The organism is Aquincola tertiaricarbonis, from assembly GCF_000969605.1.
Lineage (GTDB): Bacteria > Pseudomonadota > Gammaproteobacteria > Burkholderiales > Burkholderiaceae_C > Aquincola > Aquincola tertiaricarbonis.
Genome location: NZ_JZUE01000019.1, coordinates 106,465 through 125,510 on the forward strand (window position 1 = coordinate 106,465; position 19,046 = coordinate 125,510).

General features: G+C 70.8%; 19 protein-coding genes. 6 read left to right on the plus strand and 13 right to left on the minus strand.

Features of this window, described 5'->3' with window-relative positions; all coding sequences use genetic code 11:
• Window positions 1-6: 6 nt before the first annotated feature.
• From VO99_RS20105 to rfbB, 6 genes are read right to left on the minus strand one after another with little or no spacing between them, the layout of a single operon-like run.
• Window positions 7-582, minus strand: coding sequence for an acyltransferase (locus VO99_RS20105; RefSeq protein ID WP_046114701.1), 576 nt, complete (start codon window positions 580-582; stop codon window positions 7-9).
• Between the two features lie 11 nt (window positions 583-593).
• The gene (locus tag VO99_RS20110; protein ID WP_046114702.1) at window positions 594-1,667 is read right to left on the minus strand and encodes a Gfo/Idh/MocA family protein; all 1,074 of its coding nucleotides are present in this window, start codon (window positions 1,665-1,667) and stop codon (window positions 594-596) included.
• Window positions 1,667-2,236 carry a dTDP-4-dehydrorhamnose 3,5-epimerase gene (rfbC, locus tag VO99_RS20115; RefSeq protein WP_046114703.1) on the minus strand — a complete coding sequence of 190 codons (570 nt, stop codon included), beginning with the start codon at window positions 2,234-2,236 and terminating at the stop codon, window positions 1,667-1,669. Before rfbC ends, VO99_RS20110 begins: the two co-directional genes overlap by 1 nt.
• A gap of 4 nt (window positions 2,237-2,240) precedes the next feature.
• Window positions 2,241-3,131, minus strand: a complete 891-nt coding sequence (gene rfbA / locus VO99_RS20120) for a glucose-1-phosphate thymidylyltransferase RfbA (RefSeq protein WP_046114704.1) — start codon at window positions 3,129-3,131, stop codon at window positions 2,241-2,243.
• A 22-nt stretch (window positions 3,132-3,153) separates the two neighbouring features.
• Window positions 3,154-4,047, minus strand: coding sequence for a dTDP-4-dehydrorhamnose reductase (rfbD, locus tag VO99_RS20125; protein WP_046114705.1), 894 nt, complete (start codon window positions 4,045-4,047; stop codon window positions 3,154-3,156).
• On the minus strand, window positions 4,044-5,108 hold the full coding sequence (gene rfbB / locus VO99_RS20130; protein WP_046114706.1) for a dTDP-glucose 4,6-dehydratase: 1,065 nt from the start codon (window positions 5,106-5,108) through the stop codon (window positions 4,044-4,046). The genes rfbD and rfbB overlap by 4 nt, the downstream gene beginning before the upstream one ends.
• 174 nt (window positions 5,109-5,282) lie before the next feature.
• On the opposite strand from rfbB, the gene lysS reads away from it, so the two are divergent.
• The 3 genes from lysS (at window position 5,283) to VO99_RS20145 (ending at window position 7,719) form a co-directional block, all read left to right on the plus strand.
• A complete protein-coding gene (gene lysS / locus VO99_RS20135) occupies window positions 5,283-6,791 on the plus strand; it encodes a lysine--tRNA ligase (RefSeq protein WP_046114707.1) in 1,509 nt (502 codons plus the stop codon).
• A 13-nt stretch (window positions 6,792-6,804) separates the two neighbouring features.
• Complete coding sequence (locus tag VO99_RS20140; protein ID WP_232315434.1) at window positions 6,805-7,359, plus strand: pyridoxamine 5'-phosphate oxidase family protein; 555 nt, start codon at window positions 6,805-6,807, stop codon at window positions 7,357-7,359.
• A gap of 111 nt (window positions 7,360-7,470) precedes the next feature.
• Window positions 7,471-7,719 (plus strand): hypothetical protein, encoded by a 249-nt coding sequence (locus VO99_RS20145; RefSeq protein ID WP_046114709.1) that lies wholly within the window; start codon window positions 7,471-7,473, stop codon window positions 7,717-7,719.
• A 16-nt stretch (window positions 7,720-7,735) separates the two neighbouring features.
• Here the strand turns inward: VO99_RS20145 and VO99_RS20150 are convergent, their stop codons facing one another.
• Genes VO99_RS20150 through VO99_RS20175 form a run of 6 tightly spaced genes read right to left on the minus strand, consistent with a single transcriptional unit; the run spans window position 7,736 to window position 13,856 of the window.
• Window positions 7,736-8,524 carry an enoyl-CoA hydratase gene (locus tag VO99_RS20150; protein ID WP_046114710.1) on the minus strand — a complete coding sequence of 263 codons (789 nt, stop codon included), beginning with the start codon at window positions 8,522-8,524 and terminating at the stop codon, window positions 7,736-7,738.
• Between the two features lie 59 nt (window positions 8,525-8,583).
• A complete protein-coding gene (locus VO99_RS20155) occupies window positions 8,584-9,774 on the minus strand; it encodes a DUF3108 domain-containing protein (RefSeq protein WP_046114711.1) in 1,191 nt (396 codons plus the stop codon).
• Window positions 9,759-11,483: a M61 family metallopeptidase gene (locus tag VO99_RS20160; protein ID WP_046114712.1), complete on the minus strand. Its 1,725-nt coding sequence runs from the start codon at window positions 11,481-11,483 to the stop codon at window positions 9,759-9,761. Before VO99_RS20160 ends, VO99_RS20155 begins: the two co-directional genes overlap by 16 nt.
• A gap of 22 nt (window positions 11,484-11,505) precedes the next feature.
• The gene (locus VO99_RS20165; protein ID WP_046114713.1) at window positions 11,506-11,955 is read right to left on the minus strand and encodes a DUF3429 domain-containing protein; all 450 of its coding nucleotides are present in this window, start codon (window positions 11,953-11,955) and stop codon (window positions 11,506-11,508) included.
• 42 nt (window positions 11,956-11,997) lie between these two features.
• The gene (locus VO99_RS20170) at window positions 11,998-12,720 is read right to left on the minus strand and encodes a DsbC family protein (RefSeq protein WP_046114714.1); all 723 of its coding nucleotides are present in this window, start codon (window positions 12,718-12,720) and stop codon (window positions 11,998-12,000) included.
• 11 nt (window positions 12,721-12,731) lie between these two features.
• Window positions 12,732-13,856: an FAD-dependent monooxygenase gene (locus VO99_RS20175; RefSeq protein WP_046114715.1), complete on the minus strand. Its 1,125-nt coding sequence runs from the start codon at window positions 13,854-13,856 to the stop codon at window positions 12,732-12,734.
• 101 nt (window positions 13,857-13,957) lie between these two features.
• Between VO99_RS20175 and VO99_RS20180 the strand changes: the two genes are divergently transcribed.
• Window positions 13,958-14,812 (plus strand): MOSC domain-containing protein, encoded by an 855-nt coding sequence (locus VO99_RS20180; protein WP_046114716.1) that lies wholly within the window; start codon window positions 13,958-13,960, stop codon window positions 14,810-14,812.
• Window positions 14,813-14,815: 3 nt separating this feature from the next.
• Here VO99_RS20180 and VO99_RS20185 read toward each other — a convergent pair whose 3' ends face one another.
• Window positions 14,816-15,703 carry a pirin family protein gene (locus tag VO99_RS20185; RefSeq protein WP_046114717.1) on the minus strand — a complete coding sequence of 296 codons (888 nt, stop codon included), beginning with the start codon at window positions 15,701-15,703 and terminating at the stop codon, window positions 14,816-14,818.
• Between the two features lie 123 nt (window positions 15,704-15,826).
• On the opposite strand from VO99_RS20185, the gene ychF reads away from it, so the two are divergent.
• Complete coding sequence (gene ychF / locus VO99_RS20190; RefSeq protein ID WP_046114718.1) at window positions 15,827-16,921, plus strand: redox-regulated ATPase YchF; 1,095 nt, start codon at window positions 15,827-15,829, stop codon at window positions 16,919-16,921.
• Between the two features lie 13 nt (window positions 16,922-16,934).
• Window positions 16,935-19,046, plus strand: a 2,112-nt coding sequence (locus VO99_RS20195; RefSeq protein ID WP_046114719.1) for a CHASE domain-containing protein, incomplete at its 3' end; no start/stop codon positions are given.

Sequence of the window (19,046 nt, forward strand, 5' to 3'; positions counted from 1 at the left end):
GCGCGATTACAGCAGCGTCAGCACGTCACCGTCGAGGCGGTAGCTTTCTCCCGTGGCCGGGCAGGCCGCCGTGCCCTGGCCGGACGCCGGCAGCGCCAGCCGCTCGCCGTGCCGGCTCATCCAGCCGATGCGCCGCGCCGGCACGCCCACCACCAGCGCATGGTCGGGCACGTCGGCCGTGACCACCGCGCCGGCGCCGACGAAGGCATGGGCCCCCACCGTGGCGCCGCAGACGATGGTGCAGTTGGCGCCCAGCGTGGCGCCCTGCTTGACCAAGGTGTGCCGGTACTCGGCCTTGCGGGAGACGGCCGCGCGCGGGTTGTAGACGTTGGTGAACACCATGCTCGGGCCGCAGAACACGTCGTCTTCCAGCGTCACCGCGTCGTACACCGACACGTTGTTCTGGATGCGTGCATTGGCGCCGATCACCACGTCGTTGCCCACGTACACGCCCTGCCCCAGCGAGCTGCCGGGCCCGATGCGGGCGCCGGCGCACACATGGCTGAAGTGCCACACCTTGCTGCCGTCGCCGATCTGCGCGCCGTCGTCGACGACCGCGCTGGCATGCGCCCAATACGCCATGGCCGCCTCCTTCAGAACACCAGGGGCAGGCCCACGCGGGTGCCGTCGCGCGCGCTGCGGTAGGCCGCGATGATCACTTCCAGCGAGCGCAGGCCTTCGTAGCCGTCGACCTCGGCGCTGGCCTGGCCGAGCAGCGTGTCGATCACGTTGGCGTAGTACAGCGGGTGGCCATGGCCATAGACCGAAGGCGGCGCGTAGTTGGCCGACTTCACCACCTCGTCCTCCGGCTGCACGTCTTCGAAGGCCCAGTGCTGGATCTCGTTGACCGCCACGCCGCCGATGCGCACGGTGCCCTTCTCGCCCAGCACGGTGATGCTGCCTTCGAAGTTCTTGCCGTGCGTCAGCATCGTCACGTTGATGGAGGCCAGGCCGCCGCGGCGCAGGCGCAGGCTCATCACGCCGGTGTCTTCCGCTTCGATGTCGCGGCCCAGCGTGGCGGTGTAGGCATGCACGTTGTCCACCGGGCCCACCAGCCAGTCGACCATGTCCACATAGTGGCTGGCCTGGTTCATGAAGGCGCCGCCGTCCATGTCCCAGCGGCCGCGCCAGGGGGCTTCGTCGTAGTAGCTCTGCGGGCGGGTCCAGAACACGTTGACGTTGACCATCGCGATGCGGCCGAAGCGCCCGCCGTCGATGGCCTTCTTCAGCAGTTGCAGCGTGGTGTTGAGCCGGTTCTGCTTGACCACGAACAGCTTGACGCCCGCCTCGCGGCAGGCGCGCACCATGGCCATGCCCTCGTCCCACTTGGTGGCCATGGGCTTTTCGCTGAGCACATGGCGGCCCGCATGCGCCACCTCGATGGCCTGGCGCGAATGCAGGCCGCTGGGCGTGGCCAGCACCACGATGTCGGGTTCGCTGCCGGCCAGCAGCGCGGCCAGGGTGTTGAAGCGCGGCACGCCGGCCAGGTGCGGCGCATGCGCCACCAGCGACTCGATCGCCTCGGGCCGCTTGTCGCACAGCGCCACCAGCTCGGCCCGCTCGGCATGGGCGGCGAGCGCCGCCACGTGGTTGCGCGCGATGCGGCCGCAGCCCATCAGGGCGAAGCGGATGCGCCGGCCGGCCACCGGGGTGAGCGTTGCGGCCATCAGTCCAGCCGAGCGTCCGCCAGCAGCGGCGCGGCCGCGTCCTTGGGCGCCAGGCGCGGCTGCACGCCGGCCGGCAGCGGCCACTCGATGCCGATGGCCGGATCGTTCCAGACGATGCTGCCTTCGCAGTCCTTGGCGTAGGTGTCGGTGGTCTTGTAGAGGAAGTGGGTGTCGTCCTCCATCGCCACGAAGGCATGCGCGAAGCCTTCGGGAACCCACAGCTGGCGCTTGTTGTCGGCCGACAGCAGCTCACCGACCCACTGGCCGAAGGTGGGCGAGCCGCGGCGGATGTCCACCGCCACGTCGAAGGCCGAGCCCTTGACCACGCGCACCAGCTTGCCCTGGGCATGCGGCGCGCGCTGGTAGTGCAGGCCGCGCAGCACCCAGGCGGCGCTGACGGAATGGTTGTCCTGCACGAAGGGCCGCGGCGCGGGCAGGCCCAGCTCGGCCAGCTGCGCATGGAAGCGCGGCTCGTTGTAGCTCTCGGAGAACCAGCCGCGGTCGTCGCCGAACACGGCCGGCTCGACGATCACGACGCCCGGCAGGCGGGTGGGGATCAGCTTGCTCATGGCGTCAGAACACCTTGTCCTGCAGCACCTTCATCAGGTACTGGCCATAACCGTTCTTCAGCATGGGCGCGGCCAGCTTCTCGACGGCGGCGGCATCGATCCAGCCGCTGCGGTACGCAATTTCTTCCAGGCAGGCCACCTTCAGGCCCTGGCGCTTTTCCAGCGTGGCGATGAACTGGCCGGCTTCCAGCAGGCTGTCGTGCGTGCCGGTGTCCAGCCAGGCGTAGCCTCGGCCCATGATCTCGACCTGGAGCTGCCCGCGCTCGAGGTAGGCGGCGTTGACGTCGGTGATCTCCAGCTCGCCGCGCGGGCTCGGCTTGATGTTGGCGGCGATGTCGCACACCTGCTGGTCGTAGAAGTACAGGCCGGTGACCGCGTAGTTGCTCTTGGGCTGCGGGGGCTTTTCCGCGATGCTGATGGCGCGCTGGCCACCATCGAACTCGACCACGCCATAACGCTCGGGATCGTGCACGTGGTAGGCGAACACCGTGGCGCCCTGGTCGCGGCCGGCGGCGTTCTTCAGCAGGCCCTGGAAGTCATGGCCGTGGAAGATGTTGTCGCCCAGCACCAGCGCGCTGGGGCAGCTGCCCACGTGCTGCTTGCCCAGGATGAAGGCCTGCGCCAGGCCGTCGGGCTTCTCCTGCACGCAATACGTGAGGTTGACGCCCCAGCGGCTGCCGTCGCCCAGCAGCGATTCGAAGCGCGGCGTGTCCTGCGGCGTGCTGATGATCAGCACGTCGCGGATGCCGGCCAGCATCAGCGTGGACAGCGGGTAATAGACCATCGGCTTGTCGAACACCGGCAGCAGCTGCTTGCTCATGGCCAGCGTGGCCGGGTGCAGCCGGGTGCCGGAGCCGCCGGCCAGGATGATGCCCTTGCGGGTGGTATTGCTCATGGTGGGTACGGCAGTCGGTTGATCAGCGGAAGGCTTCGGTCAGCATGCGTTCGACACCCTCTTGCCACGGCGGCATCACGAGGTCGAAGGCCTGCTGCAGGCGGGCGGTGGACAGCCGCGAATTCAGCGGCCGCTGCGCCGGCGTCGGGAAGCTGGTGGTCGGCACCGGCTCGATGGCGCCGGGCGCCACCTTCAGCGGCAGGCCGTTGGCACGCGCCCAGTCGATGACGAAGCTGGCATAGCCGTGCCAGCTGGTCTCGCCCGCGGCCACCGCGTGGTAGGTGCCGCACAGCGCCGGGTTGGCGCGGCAGGCGCGGATGGCATGGGCGGTGATGTCGGCCAGCAGGTCGGCACCGGTGGGTGCGCCGATCTGGTCGTCGATCACGGTGAGCTTCTCGCGCTCGCCGGCCAGCCGCAGCATGGTGCGGGCGAAGTTGCCGCCACGCGCGCCGTAGACCCAGCTGGTGCGCAGGATCACATGCGGGCAGCCGCTGGCGCGGATGGCCTCCTCGGCCTGCAGCTTGGTGCGGCCGTAGACGCTCAAGGGGCCGGTGGGCGCATCCTCGTCGCGCGCATGGCTGCCGCTGCCGTCGAACACATAGTCCGTGCTGTAGTGCACCAGCAGCGCGCCGATCGCGGCGGCCTCGTGGGCGATCACCGCCGGACCGGTGGCATTCAGCGCCTCGGCCAGCGCCGGTTCGCTCTCGGCCTTGTCCACCGCGGTGTGGGCGGCGGCATTCACGATCACGTCGGGCCGCACCTGGCGCACCGTCTCGGCCAGGCCCTCGGGGCGGCTGAAGTCGGCGTGCAGCGTGGTGCTGTCGAAGTCCAGCGCGACCAGCTCGCCCAGCGGGCGCAGCGCGCGCTGCAGCTCCCAGCCGACCTGGCCGCCCTTGCCGAAGAGCAGGACCTTCATGCGCGGCCGCCGTAGTTGGTGCCGATCCAGTCCTTGTAGGCGCCGCTCTGCACGTCGGCCACCCACTGCGTGTTCTCCAGGTACCACTGCACCGTCTTGCGGATGCCGGTCTCGAAGGTCTCGGCCGGGCGCCAGCCCAGCTCGCGCTCGATCTTGCGGGCGTCGATGGCGTAGCGGCGGTCGTGGCCCGGGCGGTCGGTCACGTAGGTGATCAGGCGGCTGTAGGGGCCGGCCGGGTCGGGCTTCAGCTCGTCGAGCAGCGCGCACACGCGCTGGACGATGTCGATGTTGGCCTGCTCGTTCCAGCCGCCGATGTTGTAGGTCTCGCCCAGCGTGCCGCGCTCCAGCACCGCGCGGATGCCGCTGCAGTGGTCCTTCACGTACAGCCAGTCGCGGATCTGCTGGCCGTCACCGTACACCGGCAGCGGCTTGCCGGCCAGGGCGTTGACGATCATCAGCGGGATCAGCTTCTCGGGGAAGTGATAGGGCCCGTAGTTGTTCGAGCAGTTGGTGGTGACCACCGGCAGGCCGTAGGTGTGGTGCCAGGCGCGCACCAGGTGGTCGCTGGCGGCCTTGCTGGCCGAGTACGGGCTGTTGGGCTCGTAGGGGTTGGTCTCGGCGAACGGCGGGTCGCTGGGCTTGAGCGAGCCGTACACCTCGTCGGTGCTCACGTGGTGGAAGCGGAAGGCCGCCTTGGCATCGCCCTGGAGCTTGCCCCAATAGGCGCGGGCGGCTTCCAGCAGCGCGAAGGTGCCGTCGATGTTGGTGCGCATGAACGCGCCGGGGCCATGGATGCTGCGGTCCACGTGACTTTCGGCGGCGAAGTGCACCAGCGCACGCGGCTGGTGCGTTGCCACCAGCTCGTCGACCAGGTTGCGGTCGCAGATGTCGCCCTGCACGAACACGTGGCGGGCGTCACCTTCCAGCGACTTCAGGTTGCCGAGGTTGCCGGCATAGGTCAGCAGATCGAGGTTGATCACCTTCTCGTCCGACTGGGCCAGCCAGTCGAGCACGAAGTTGCTGCCGATGAAGCCGGCGCCGCCTGTCACGAGGATCGTCATGGGAGTGCTGTGCAGTGTTCCCTGGCCCCGCGCCGGCACAGCGCCGCGGCTGGACGGGCCCGGGAAACAAACCCCGGCAGTATGCCCGCAGAGGGTCAGCACCTAGAATCGCCACCCCCTAGCGCCCCAGGCGCCGCCTTCACGGCCCCCACGGCCCACCTCCGGCCCCATCGCATGACCGACCACGCCATCCCCACGCCGCCCGTCGCCGACGACAACAAGCTGATCGCCGAGCGCCGCGAGAAACTCGCCGCCATCCGCCGCGAGGGCGTTGCCTTCCCCAACGACTTCAAGCCGCGCGACCATGCCGCCGCGCTGCTGCAGGCGCATGGCGAGTCGCCCAACGAGGCGCTGGAGCCTCAGGCCGTGGCCGTTTCGCTGGCCGGCCGCATGATGCTCAAGCGGGTGATGGGCAAGGCCAGCTTCTGCTCGCTGCAGGACGCCACCGGCCGCATCCAGCTGTTCGTGGCGCGGGACAACGTGGGCGAGCAGGTCTACGCCGCCTTCAAGCACTGGGACCTGGGCGACATCCTGGGCGCCGAGGGCACGTTGTTCCGCACCAAGACGGGTGAACTTTCGGTCAAGGTGACCACGCTGCGGCTGCTGACCAAGAGCCTGCGCCCGCTGCCGGACAAGTTCCACGGCATGGCCGACCAGGAGCAGAAGTACCGCCAGCGCTACGTCGACCTGATCACCGACGACGACGCGCGCGCCCGCTTCACCGCCCGCAGCAAGACGCTCTCGGCCATCCGCCAGTTCATGGTGGACCACCGCTTCATGGAAGTGGAGACGCCGATGCTGCACCCCATCCCGGGTGGCGCCAACGCCAAGCCCTTCGTCACGCACCACAACGCGCTCGACCAGGAGATGTTCCTGCGCATCGCGCCCGAGCTGTACCTCAAGCGGCTGATCGTCGGCGGCTTCGAGCGGGTGTTCGAGATCAACCGCAGCTTCCGCAACGAAGGCATCAGCGTCCGGCACAACCCGGAATTTACGATGATGGAGTTCTACGCGGCCTACTGGAACCATCACGACCTGATGGACTTCACCGAGGAAGTGCTGCGCCATGCCGCGCGCCAGGCCACCGGCTCGGCCGCCATCAGCTATGCCGGCAAGCCGGTGCACCTGGACCAGCCCTTCGCACGCCTGACGGTGCGCGATTCGCTGGTGGCCCATGCCGGCCTCAGCGCCGAGGAGGCCGTGGACGCCGAGGTGCTGCGCGGCCGGCTGAAGGCCGCCGGCGAGGAGGCGCCCGCCCACTGGAAACTGCCCGAGCTGCAGTTCGGCCTGTTCGAGGCGGTGGTGGAAGAAAAGCTCTGGCAGCCCACCTTCATCATCGACTACCCGGTGGAAGTGAGCCCGCTGGCCCGCGCGTCCGATGCCGACCCGTCGATCACCGAGCGCTTCGAGCTCTTCATCACCGGGCGCGAATACGCCAACGGCTTCTCGGAGCTGAACGACGCCGAGGACCAGGCCGCCCGCTTCCAGGCCCAGGCCGCCAACAAGGAAGCCGGCGACGAGGAAGCGATGTACTACGACGCCGACTTCATCCGCGCGCTGGAATACGGCATGCCGCCCACCGGCGGCTGCGGCATCGGCATCGACCGCCTGGTGATGCTGCTGACCGATTCGCCCAGCATCCGCGACGTGATCCTGTTCCCGGCGCTGCGGCGCGAAGGCTGAAGGCAGGCCTGCGGTGTTGTCGTCCCGCATCGAGTCCCTGCACATCCTGGAGGCGGCCTGCTGGCAGGAGCTGGAGAAAGCCGCCACCGACCCCGCCCACGGCTGGCGGCTGATGACCCTGGCCACCGTCCAAGGCGACGAGGCCGATGCCCGCAGCGTGGTGCTGCGCGAAGCGCGCCGCGGCCCGCAGGAGCTGCTGTTCTACAGCGACGCCCGGGCCGCCAAGGTGCGGCAGATTGGGCAACAGCCCAAGGGCACGCTGGTGATGTGGTCGAAGGCGCTGAGCTGGCAGCTTCGGCTGCGGGTGGCGATGACCGTGGCAACCGACGGCCCCGACGTGGCTTCCCGCTGGGCCCAGGTGCGGCTCACGCGCTCGGCGGCCGACTACCTGGCCGGCGCCGCGCCGGGCAGCGAGCTGCCCTCGCCGCTGGTGCCCGAGCGCGCCGCGCGGGAGCATTTCGCGGTGATCACCGCCCGTGTGCTGTCCATCGACTGGACCGAGCTGCATGTCGACGGCCACCGCCGCGCGATCTTCTCGGCCGACCACGCCACCTGGGCGCAGCCGTGAACTGCGCCGGATAGCCGGCGCTTTTCGACACGTTTGCGCAGGCTTCGGTTGTCAACCGGAACGCGGCTCAACCGATATAGGGAGACCTCGTCAGAGAGTTGTCCCCACACCATGCCATCTCCCGCCCATCCCGTCTTCGAACGCCTGACCGCCGCGCAAAGCCCGCTGGCCCGCCAGCAGCTGCTGCATGAGCTGGAAAAGCTCGTCGACAGCCGCCCTGCAGAGAAGGCGCTGGCCCAGCGCGTGCACCAGGTGATCGACCGCGGCGTGCCGTACTTCGCGCCCACCGACGCCCACTACCTGAGCTGGGCCCGCCAGGTGGCCGAGCTCTGGCAGCGCGCCGAAGCCCTGCCCGCCTGACACCGGCCGGCAGGCGTTACCGGTGCTTGAACACCGGGGCGCGCTTGCTCAGGAAGGCGTCCATGCCTTCCTTCTGGTCTTCCGTCGCGAACATCGCGTGGAAGAGGCGCCGCTCGTAGGACACGCCGTCCGACAGCCCGCCCTCGAAGGCCTTGTTCACGCATTCCTTGGCCATCATCACGCTGGGCATGCCGTAGCCGCAGATGACCGTGGCCGCGCCGATGGCCTCGTCGATCAGCTTGTCGGCCGGCACCACGCGCGACACCAGCCCGGCCCGCTCCGCCTCGGCCGCGTCCATCATGCGGGCGGTGAGGATCATGTCCATCGCCTTGCTCTTGCCCACCGCGCGCGGCAGCCGCTGCGTGCCGCCGGCGCCCGGCATGATGCCGATCTTGATCTCCGGCTGGCCGAACTTGGCCGTGTCGGCGGCGATGATGAAGTCGCACATCATCGCCAGCTCGCAGCCGCCGCCCAGCGCGAAACCCGCCACCGCGGCGATCACCGGCTTGCGCACCTGGCGGATGGTTTCCCAGTTGCGGGTGATGAAGTTGCCGCCGTAGGTGTCCTCGAAGGTGTACTTGGCCATCGCCGCGATGTCGGCGCCGGCCGCGAAGGCCTTCTCGCTGCCGGTGATCACGATGCAGCCGATGCCCGGGTCGGCATCGAAGGCCAGCAGCGCATGGCCCAGGTCGTTCATCAGGCCATCGTTCAGCGCATTGAGCTGCTTGGGCCGGTTCAGCGTGATGAGCGCGGTCTTCAGCGGGCCGTCGCCGCGCAGCTCGGTGAGGATGTTCTCGTAGTCCATTCGCGTGGTCCCTCGGTGGCACAGTCGTGCGGGCACTATAGGCGGGGCACCACGGCCGGCTATTCGGTCTGCAGCGGAGGCGCGTCCAGCATCAGGTCGACGTAGGTGTCGCCCTCGTGGCGGATCAGGATGCGCACCGGCAGGTACTGCAGCGTGGGCGCGAACCACAGCTCCGCCGTCAGCTCGCCGGGCCGGGTGGATTCGCGCCGCGGCTTCACATGGAAGGTGCGCAGCTCGCCGACGCGGGTGTAGAGCGTTTCCTCGGCCACCACGTCGTAGTGCCAGCGGTCGATGCGCCGCGGCAGTGCCAGCGGAAACTCCAGCGCCTGGCCCACCCGGAGCAGCTGCGGCTGGGTGGTGAACAGCCAGGTGAGCTGCACGAACTGGCTGGCCGTGTCCTGCACCCCGGGCCAGGGCTCGGCGGTGCCCTTGTCCAGCACGATGCGGTCGGGCTCGAAGCGCAGCCCGCGGCGCCGCGGCTTGCCGAACAGCGTGCTGGTCACTTCCTCGTAGGCCTGCGGCACCAGGCCGCCGGGCGTCACCGCGCCTTCACTGGTCATGCGGCGCGCCACCAGCGGTGCGAAGCTGGGACCGACCACCACGTCCACATGCACCTGGTAGCGCTGCGCCTGGCGGATCCATTGCACCCGCGCATGGCCGTTCACCTCGCCGCGGTAGTTGCCGTTGAGCACATAGTCCAGCCGGGTGGACGGCGGCCACTCGAAGGCCGGCGCGCTGGCCGAGGCCACCTGCAGCGGCTGGAAGGCGGCCAGGGGCGGGCTGGCCGCAGGGGTCGGGGCCGGGGCCGCTGCCATCTCCGCCGCGGAAGCGGCCGCAGCGGCGTCAGGCACGGGCTCCGATGCCGGCCCGGAGGCCGGCTCGGGCGGCAGCTCGGGCGCCTGTGCCACCAGGCCCGGCACCGGCTCCACCTCGGCCTCGGTGGGCGCGTCGGGCGCGCTGGCGGCCGAAGCCGCGGGCTCCGGCGGCGGCGCGGGCTGGGGCTGGCGGCGTGCCGGCGCGGGCGGCGCGGCACGCACCGGCGCGGCAACAGGCGGCGCGGCCTGCTGCAGTTCGCGCACGAAGGCCACGTCCATGCGCTGCATCGCCGGCCTGTCGCCGCCGCCAGCGGAGACCAGGGCGTCCGACACCCGGCTGCTGAGCCACAGATGGCCGGCCAGCACCGCCACCGCCACGGCCAGCGCCGCCAGGCGGCGGCCGCCGCGGCCCGGGCGACTCAGCAGCCCAGCCATGCGCGGCGCAAGGCCGCGGCCGACTTCGCCGGCTTGTCGGCCGGGCTCAGCAACAGCGTGGCCGCGGGCGTGGCTTCGGGCACCACACGCACGGTGTGCAGCCGCTGGTCACGTGCCAGCAGCAGTTCGAACGGCAGGCCGGCGCCCACCCACTGCTGCGCATCGTCCAGCCGGCGGATGCGCCAGCCATCGACCGCCAGCAGTTCGTCGCCGGCCGAGACACCGGCACGCTCGGCCGCGCTGCCGCGCAGCACCTGGCGCACCTGCACGCCGCTCACAGCGCCCTCGGACAGCCGCAGGCCCAGCGCGGCCGACCAGCCGGCCGGCTCCGGCTTCACCGCCACCCCGGCACGCTCCAGCAGCGGCTGCAGCGGCAGGTCGTCGGTGCCGTGCACCCAGGCGGCCAGCTCGTCGGCATAGGAACGGCGGCCGACCGATTGCAGCGCGGCCAGGATGGCGGCCTCGTCCACCGGGCCGCCATCGCTGGCCGCCCACAGCGCGCGCATCACGTCGTCCAGCGAGCCGCGGGCCTCGGCGCGCAGCGTCAGGTCCAGCGCCATCGCCACCAGCGAGCCCTTGGTGTAGTAGCTCACCGTGGCATTGGGCGTGTTCTCGTCGGCGCGGTAGTACTTCACCCAGGCGTCGAAGCTGGCCTGCGCCACGCTCTGCACCTTGCGCCCGGGCCCGGCCAGCACGCCGTTGACGGTCTTGCCGATCAGCTTGAGGTAGCGCGGCGCGTCGATCAGGCCGGCGCGCAGCAGGAACTGGTCGTCGTAGTAGCTGGTGAAGCCTTCGAAGAACCACAGCAGCTCGGTGTAGTTCTCGCGCGTGTAGTCGAACTGCGCGAACGGCGCCGGCTTCAGCCGCTTGACGTTCCAGGTGTGGAAGAACTCGTGGCTGATCAGGCCCAGCAGCGTCACGTAGCCATCGCTGGCGGCCGCCACGCCGGGGCGCGGCAGGTCGCGGCGGTTGGCGATCAACGCGGTGCTGGCGCGGTGCTCCAGGCCGCCATAGCCTTCCTCCACCGTGTTGAGCATGAACACGTAGCGCTCGTACGGCGGCTGGCCCTGCGGCCCGTGCCAGAAGGCTACCTGCGCCTCGCAGATGCGGCGGGTGTCGGCCAGCAGCCGGTCGCCATCGAAGCCGGGCCAGGCGCCGGCCACCACGAATTCATGCGGCACGCCGGCCACCTCGAAGCGGCCGCGCCAGAAGCTGCCCAGCTCGAACGGATGGTCCACCAGCTCGTCGTAGTCGGCGGCCACGAAGGCGCGCGGGCCGTCGGTCGGCATGGCCGTGGCCACCTCCCAGCCGCGCGGCAGCGTGCCCAGCTCGATGCGGTGCGGCTCGGCCTCGCGGCCTTCGACACGCAGGCACAGGCTGGTGTTGTTGAAGAAGCCGCGCGAGGCATTGAGGAAGGCGGTGCGCACCGAGGTGTCGAAGGCATAGACCAGGTAGCTCAGCGTCAGCGCGCCGCGGCCTTCCGGGCGGGCGATCCAGCTGGTCTTGTCGCGCTGCTGCAGCGGCACCGGCGTGCGCCCCTGGCGGGCCTGCACCTCGGAGAGGTGCCGGCCGAACTCGCGCACCATGTAGCTGCCCGGGATCCACACCGGCAGGCTCAGCACCTGCTCGGGCGCCGGCTGCGGCACGGTGAGCGTGACGCGGTACAGGTGGGCGTGGACGTCGGCCACGTCGATGCGGTAGGTGATCATGGAGGACAGCCAGTGGGAAGGGTCATGCGCCCGCGGCGCCGATGAAGCAGCTCAGCGACGACACCGCGCTCAGGCGGAAGCGCAGCGTTAGCCACGCGGCCAGGCCGTGGCGCGGATACACCCGGCGGTCCACCAGGTAGCAGCCCAGCAGCATGGCGCCGCTGATCACCAGGCCGGCGTCGGGCGACATCATCAGCGCCACCCAGGCCACCAGCGAGGGCACCACGCCCCAGGCGAACAGCGCCGGCGTGCCGTCCCGGAAGCCGATGCCCCAGTGGATGCCGCCGAGGAAGGACACGATGATCGCGGCATAGCTGGCCAGCGCCAGCGTCACGTAGGGCAAGGCGTCGGCACGCACGAGCCACACCAGCAGCGCGCCGGCGACGAAGGGGATGAGGCCGGCATAACCGAGGCGCAGGGCAGGCGCCGACGGCGCGGCGGCAGGAGGAAGGGCGACAGGTGGGGCGGACATGGCGCGCGCATTGTGACTGCGCCCGCCCGCCCTGCGGCGCGATCAGGACTTGCCCGAGGCCTCGGCCAGCTGCTTCTCGATCTCCGCCGCCGGAATGGCGCCGGGCAGGCGCCGGCCGTCCTGGAACACCAGCGCCGGCGTGCCGTTGAGCTTGTGCTTCTGGCCGAAGGCCACGTTGCGGGTGATGGCCGCGGCGTCGCACTGGCCCATCTGCTTGGGGATGGTGGCGTTGTCCAGCATCCAGGCGCGCCAGGTCTTCTGCGCATCCTTGGCGCACCAGATGGCCTTGGCCTTGGCGTCCGAATCGGCGCCCAGGATCGGGTACAGGAAGGTGTAGATGGTCACGTCCTTCACCGTGGCCAGGTCGCGCTCGAAGCGCTTGCAGTAGCCGCAGTTGGGGTCGGCGAAGACCGCCAGCTTGCGCGAGCCGTTGCCCTGCTTCTGCACCATCGCGTCCTTCAGCGGCAGCGCCGCGAAGTCGATGGCCGTCAGCTTCTGGATGCGGGCATCGGTCAGGTTGGTCTTGCTGCGGGTGTCGAAGATGGAGCCCTGGATGAGGTGGTTGCCCGTCTCGTCGCTGTAGATCACCTCGGTGCCCATGCGCACCTCGTACAGGCCGGGGATGGTGGTCTTGCTCACCTCGTCGATCTTGGGCATCTGCGGCAGCCGCTCCGCGAGGTTCTTGCGGATGACGTCTTCCTGGGCGGCCAGCGGCAGCGCGGCGACGGCCAGCACGGCGGCGGCGACGAGGGTTCGGTTCAGCATGGGGTTGTCCTTCAGAGACCGAGCGCACGCCCGGCAAGCCAGCGCTTGGCACGCGGCAGGTGATCCACCAGATTCAATCCGCGGTTGCGCAGTTCCCGCAGCCACGGCGTGGGCGGGGCGAAGAGGTGCAGCAGGCCGTCGGTCACCGTGGCCATCGCGCTGGTGGGGCCGAGCCGGCGCCGCGCGTAGCGCGACAGCAGGCGCTCGTCGCCCAGGGCGCGCCAGGGCTCGCGCGCGGCCAGGGTTTCGGCCAGCACCTGCACGTCGGCCAGGCCCAGGTTCAGGCCCTGGCCGGCCAGCGGATGCACCACATGGGCACTGTCGCCCAGCAGTGCCCAGCCAGGACCGGCGACCCGGCGCGCCTGCCCGATGCCCAGCGGCCAGGCCGCCCGCTCGCTGCCCAGCGCAAGGCGGCCCGCAGCGCCGCCGGTGGCGTCGTTCAACGCGGCCTCGAAGTCGGGCGCCGGCAGGGCCAGCAGCTCGCCCGCGCGCGCCTCGGGCAGCGACCACACCAGGCCGTAGCTGGTGTGCGGCTGGGGCCGGTCGAAGGGCAGCAGCGCCAGCACGTCGGGCGAGCGGAACCACTGGCGCGCGGTGCCGTGGTGCGGCCGGTCGGACGTCAGGCGGGCGGCGATGGCCCGCTGGCCGTACCAGTGCATCTCGAACTCGATGCCCAGGCGCTGGCGCGTGGCCGAATGCTTGCCTTCGCACAGTGCGGTCAGGGGCGCGGCGATGGACTCCTCGGGCGCGGCCATGCGCACATGCGGCGCAAAGCGCAGGGCGGTGTGCAGCGCCGCCTCCAGCGCGGCGGCATCGACGATCCAGGCCAGCGCCTCCACCGCCTGCTCCCAGGCCGAGAAGCTCAGCGCCCCGGGCCGGGCATCGCCTGCGATCTGCATGTCATGCACCGGCGTCACCGCATCGGGCGGCAGCGCCTCCCAGACTTTGAGCGAGCGCAGCAGCGCCACCGAGGCGGCATTCAGCGCATAGGCACGCACGTCGGGCTGGCCGGCCGGCGCCGGCGCGGCCGCCTGCAGCACCACCCGCAGCCCCTGGCGCGACAGCGCCAGCGCCAGGCTGGCGCCCACCGCGCCGGCACCGCGGATGCACACGTCGATCGAGCTGTCGGAATTCATATGAAAACCATTGTAGGGAGCGGCCCCTGCCCCGCCTCGCCCGCAGGAAGCGGCCCGCATGGGCGCGCCCGCAGGGGGGTGGTGGCGGGCAGAATGGCCGCATGAGCGACCATTCCGTCACCGTGCATTCGCTGCACATCCATCCCATCAAGTCGTGCGGCGGCATCGCGGTACGCCAGGGCCTGCTGATCGAGACCGGCCTGGAGCTGGACCGCGCCTGGATGGTGGTGGACGAGCACGGCGAATTCCTCACCCAGCGCGAGCTGCCGCGCATGCAGCTCGTCAAGCCCACGCTGCGCACGGACGACCTGGTGCTGCGCGCCCCCGGCATGCTCGCGCTGCACCTGACGATCGACGCGGTGGAAGCGCCCTGCCGGGCCACCGTGTGGGGCGACGAGGTGGCCGCCTTCGACATGGGCAAGGTGGCCGCGCAGTGGTTCAGCGACTACCTGGGCCGCCCGGCGCGGCTGGTGCGCTTCGACCCCGAGCACCGCCGCGCCTGCGACACGAAGTGGACGGCCGGCCTGCCGGCGCAGACCGCCTTCGCCGACGGCTTCCCGCTGCTGGTGACGTCCACCGCCTCGCTGGCCGAGCTGAACCGGCGGCTGGCCGAAGCGGGGCGGCCCGCCGCGACCATGGAGCGCTTTCGCCCCAACCTCGTGCTCGACGGGCTGGAGGACGCGCATGCCGAGGACTTCATCGACGAGCTGGTGATCGAGTCGCCGCAGGGCCCCATCGTGCTGAAGCTGGTCAAGCCCTGCTCGCGCTGCAGCATCCCCGACGTGGACCCGGCCACCGCCGAGACCGGCCATGCCATCGCCGACACGCTGGTGGCCTACCGCGCCGACCCGCGGCTCAACGGGGCGCTCACCTTTGGCATGAACGCCATCATCGTCAGCGGCACCGACCATGTGCTGCAGGTGGGCGCCAAAGGCGAGGCGACGATCGCCTTCTAGGCTTCAGGTCGGCCGCTTCTGCGGCAGCGGGATGAATTCCGTCTCGCCCGGCACGGCCGCGAAGCGCTGCGCCTGCCAGTCGTCGGCCGCCTGCACGATGCGCTCCTTGCGGCTGGAGACGAAGTTCCACCACATGTAGCGCTGGCCCAGCGGCTCCCCGCCCACCAGCGCGATGCGCGCGCCGGCCGGCGCGGCCACGGTGCAGGTGGCGCCTTCGGGCAGCAGCGCCATCGTCTGCGCGCCGATCTCCTCGCCATCGAGCAGGAAGCCGCCCTCCACCGCATACAGCGCCTGCTCGGCGGCCAGCGGCGGCAGCGCCAGTTCGGCGCCGGCCGACAGCCGCAGGTCGATGTACAGCGTGGGCGAGCGCTGCGGCACCGGCGAGGTGGCGCCGAATCCGCTGCCCATCAGCACCCGGGCCACCACGCCCGGCGCGGCCACCACCTCGGGGATGTCGGCGGCGCCGGTGTGCGAGAAGAAGGCGGGCATCTCCTCGTCGGCCTCGGGCAGCGCCAGCCACAGCTGCAGGCCATGGCGCAGGTCGGCCTGGCCGCGCAGTTCGTCGGGCATGCGCTCGGAATGCGCCACGCCGCTGCCCGCCACCATCAGGTTGACCGCCCCGGGCTCGATGCGCTGCACCGCGCCGGTGGAGTCGCGGTGCACCATCGCGCCCTGGTACAGGTAGGTGACGGTGGCCAGGCCGATGTGCGGATGGGCCCGCACGTCCTGCGTGTCATGCGCTTCCACCGGGCCGAAGTGGTCGAAGAACACGAAAGGCCCCACCGCCGGCTTCGGCAGCGAAGGCAGCGAGCGGCGCACCAGGAAGCCGCCGCCCAGGTCCTTGGTGTGGGGCGAAATCAGCGTGATGCCGTGGGGGGTGGTGGCGGTCATGTCAAGCCTCGGGCCGGTACAGCGATGCGTGCAGTATCTGGCACCCGCCGGCCGGCGACTTAAACTTCACCCTCGTTTGTCTGCTGTCCGGCGCGTCCTGTGCCGGCACCTCCGGAATCCCCTATGAGCCTCAAGTGCGGCATCGTCGGCCTGCCCAACGTCGGCAAGTCCACCCTGTTCAACGCCCTCACCAAGGCGGGCATCGCTGCCGAGAACTATCCCTTCTGCACCATCGAGCCCAACGTCGGCATCGTGGAGCTGCCCGACCCGCGGCTGCAGGCGCTGTCGGACATCGTCAAGCCCGAGCGGGTGGTGCCGGCGATCGTCGAGTTCGTGGACATCGCCGGCCTGGTGGCCGGTGCCTCCAAGGGTGAAGGCCTGGGCAACCAGTTCCTCTCGCACATCCGCGAGACGGACGCCATCGTGAACGTGGTGCGCTGCTTCGAGGACGACAACGTCATCCACGTGTCGGGCAAGGTCGACCCCATCGCCGACATCGAGGTCATCCAGACCGAGCTGTGCCTGGCCGACCTGGGCACGGTGGAAAAGACGCTGCAGCGCTCGATCAAGGCCGCCAAGTCGGGCAACGACAAGGAAGCCGCCAAGCTGGTGTCCGTGCTGCAGAAGTGCCAGGCCGCGCTCGACCAGGCGCAGCCGGTGCGCAGCATCGACTTCAGCAAGGAAGAGCTGGTGATCCTGAAGCCGCTGTGCCTGATCACCGCCAAGCCGGCGATGTTCGTGGGCAACGTGTCGGAGACCGGCTTCGAGAACAACCCCCTGCTGGACCGGCTGAAGGCCTATGCCGAGGCGCAGAAGGCGACGGTGGTGGCCATCTGCGCCAAGACCGAGGCCGAGCTGGCCGACATGGCCGACGACGACCGCGCCCTCTTCCTGGCCGAGATGGGCCAGGACGAACCCGGCCTGAACCGCCTGATCCGCGCCGCCTTCAAGCTGCTGGGCCTGCAGACCTACTTCACCGCGGGCGTGAAGGAAGTGCGCGCCTGGACCATCCACATCGGCGACACCGCGCCCAACGCGGCCGGCGTGATCCACACCGACTTCGAGCGCGGCTTCATCCGCGCGCAGACCATCGCCTTCGACGACTTCATCCAGTACAAGGGTGAACAGGGCGCGAAGGACGCCGGCAAGATGCGCGCGGAAGGCAAGGAGTACGTGGTGAAGGACGGCGACGTGATGAACTTCCTGTTCAACGTCTAGCGGCCCAGCGCCCATGTCCTTGCCGCAGTCCCGGGCAAACGGCTGGGCCCTCAAGCTCATCGTCACCTGGGTGGCCTACGTGGCCACCGGCATGCTGGGGCTGCTGGTCTCCATACCGCCCAGCTTTGCATCGCCGCTGTTCCCGGCCGCCGGCTTCGCGCTGGTGGCGGTGCTGTTCTGGCGCATGCCCGCCGCGGTGGCGGTGGCGCTGGGCTCGGCCACCATCAACTTCTACCTGAGCGCGCCGCGCGGCCAGTTCGCGCTGGCGGCGCTGCTGATGCCCGCCTGCGCCGGTGCCGGCGCCATGCTGCAGGCGCTGGCGGGCGCGGCCCTGGTGCGGCGCCACGTGAGCCAGCCGCTGGTGCTCACCGAGCCGCGCGACCTGCTGCGCTTCTACCTGCTGGGCGCGCTGCTCAGCTGCCTCATCAGCGCCTCCATCGCGGTGGCGGCGCTCACCGCGGTGGGCACGCTGCCGCCGGGCATGCGCTTCATCACCTGGTGGACCTGGATGGCCGGGGACACGCTGGGCGTGATGATCGGCGCGCCGATCGCGCTGACCCTGCTGGGCCAGCCGCGCACCGAATGGGCGGCGCGCCGCCTCACGGTGGGCCTGCCGCTGGTGGTGGTCACGGTGCTGATGGGCCTGGGCATCCGCCAGATGGTGGAGCTGGACAGGGAGCGCGAGCGCGCCGCCTTCGAGCGCGAGGCCAGCAGCCTGTCGGGGGCCATGCAGGCTCGCCTGCGCGAGCCGCTGCGGGCGCTGGAGGCGATCAACGGCGTGTTCGTCGCCTCGCAGGACGTGACCGCCGCCGAATTCCGCCGCGCCACCGCCGCCTGGCTGCAGCCGGCCCTGGGCCTGCAGGCGCTGGGCTGGAACGAGCGGGCGCGGCGTGCCGACGTGCCGGCGCTGGAGGCCCGGGCGCAGGCCGAGGGCCTGGCCGGCTACCGCGTGTTCGACCGCCAGGACGCCGGCGTGCCCGATGCCGCGGCGCAGCCCGAGGTGATGGCCATGCGCTACATCGAGCCCGAGGCCCGCAACCGCGGCGCGCTGGGCGTGAACGTGCTGTCGATCGCCGCCGCCCGCGACACCGTGGCCGAGGCGGTGCGCAGCGGCCAGCCGGTGGCCACGCCGGGCTTCATGCTCACCCAGGGTGGCATCGGCATCGTGGTGTACCAGGCGGTCTATGCCGGCACGCCCGCCGGGCCGGTGGACCGCATCGCCGCGGTGCGCGGCACCGCCTTCGTCACCCTGCGGCTGGAAGACCAGGTGGATGCGGTGGAAGCCGCGCCCGGCCCGCCGCTGGCGCTGTGCATCGTCGACACCGACCCCGATGCCTCGCTGCGCCGCCTGGGCGGTGCGCCGGGCTGCGAGCGGCCGGTGGTCGGCAAGCGGCGGCCGGTGCATGTGCGGCCGGTCACCTTCGCCGGCCGGCACTGGGAGATCCAGGTGCGCCCCCAGCCCGGCGCCGGCACGCTGGGCAGCCAGTTCGGCAATGCCTGGCCCTTCTCGGTGGTGGGCCTGCTGGCCACCGCCATGGTGGGCGCGCTGCTGCTGACGGTGACCGGCCGCGCCCGCCGCATCGAGATGGCGGTGGCCGAGCGCACCGCCGACCTGCTGCGCGAGGTGGCCGAGCGCAAGCGCACCGAGGCCGCGCTGCGCGAGAGCGAACAGCGCTTCCGCAACATGCTGGACCATGTGCCCATCGGCGTGATCTACACCGACCTGGAAGGCCGCATCCGCGAATCCAACCCCCGGCTGCGCGAGATGACCGGCTACAGCGCCGAGGAGCTGAACGGCATGGATGCCCTGCTGCTCACGCATGCCGACGACCGGGCCTTCGACAGCGAGCTCAGCCAGCGCCTGGTGCGCGGCGAGATGCCGATGGTGCGGCGCCAGAAGCGCTACGTCACCCGCGACCAACGCACCGTGTGGGTGTCGGTGGTGCTCACCGTGCTGCGCAACGCGGCCGGCGAGCCGCACCGCCTGGTGGGCGTGGTGGAGGACATCACCGAGCACCTGCGCCTGCACGAGGCCGAGCGCGCGCGCGAGAGCGCCGAGGCCGCCAACCGGGCCAAGAGCGAGTTCCTCTCCCGCATGAGCCATGAGCTGCGCACGCCGCTGAAC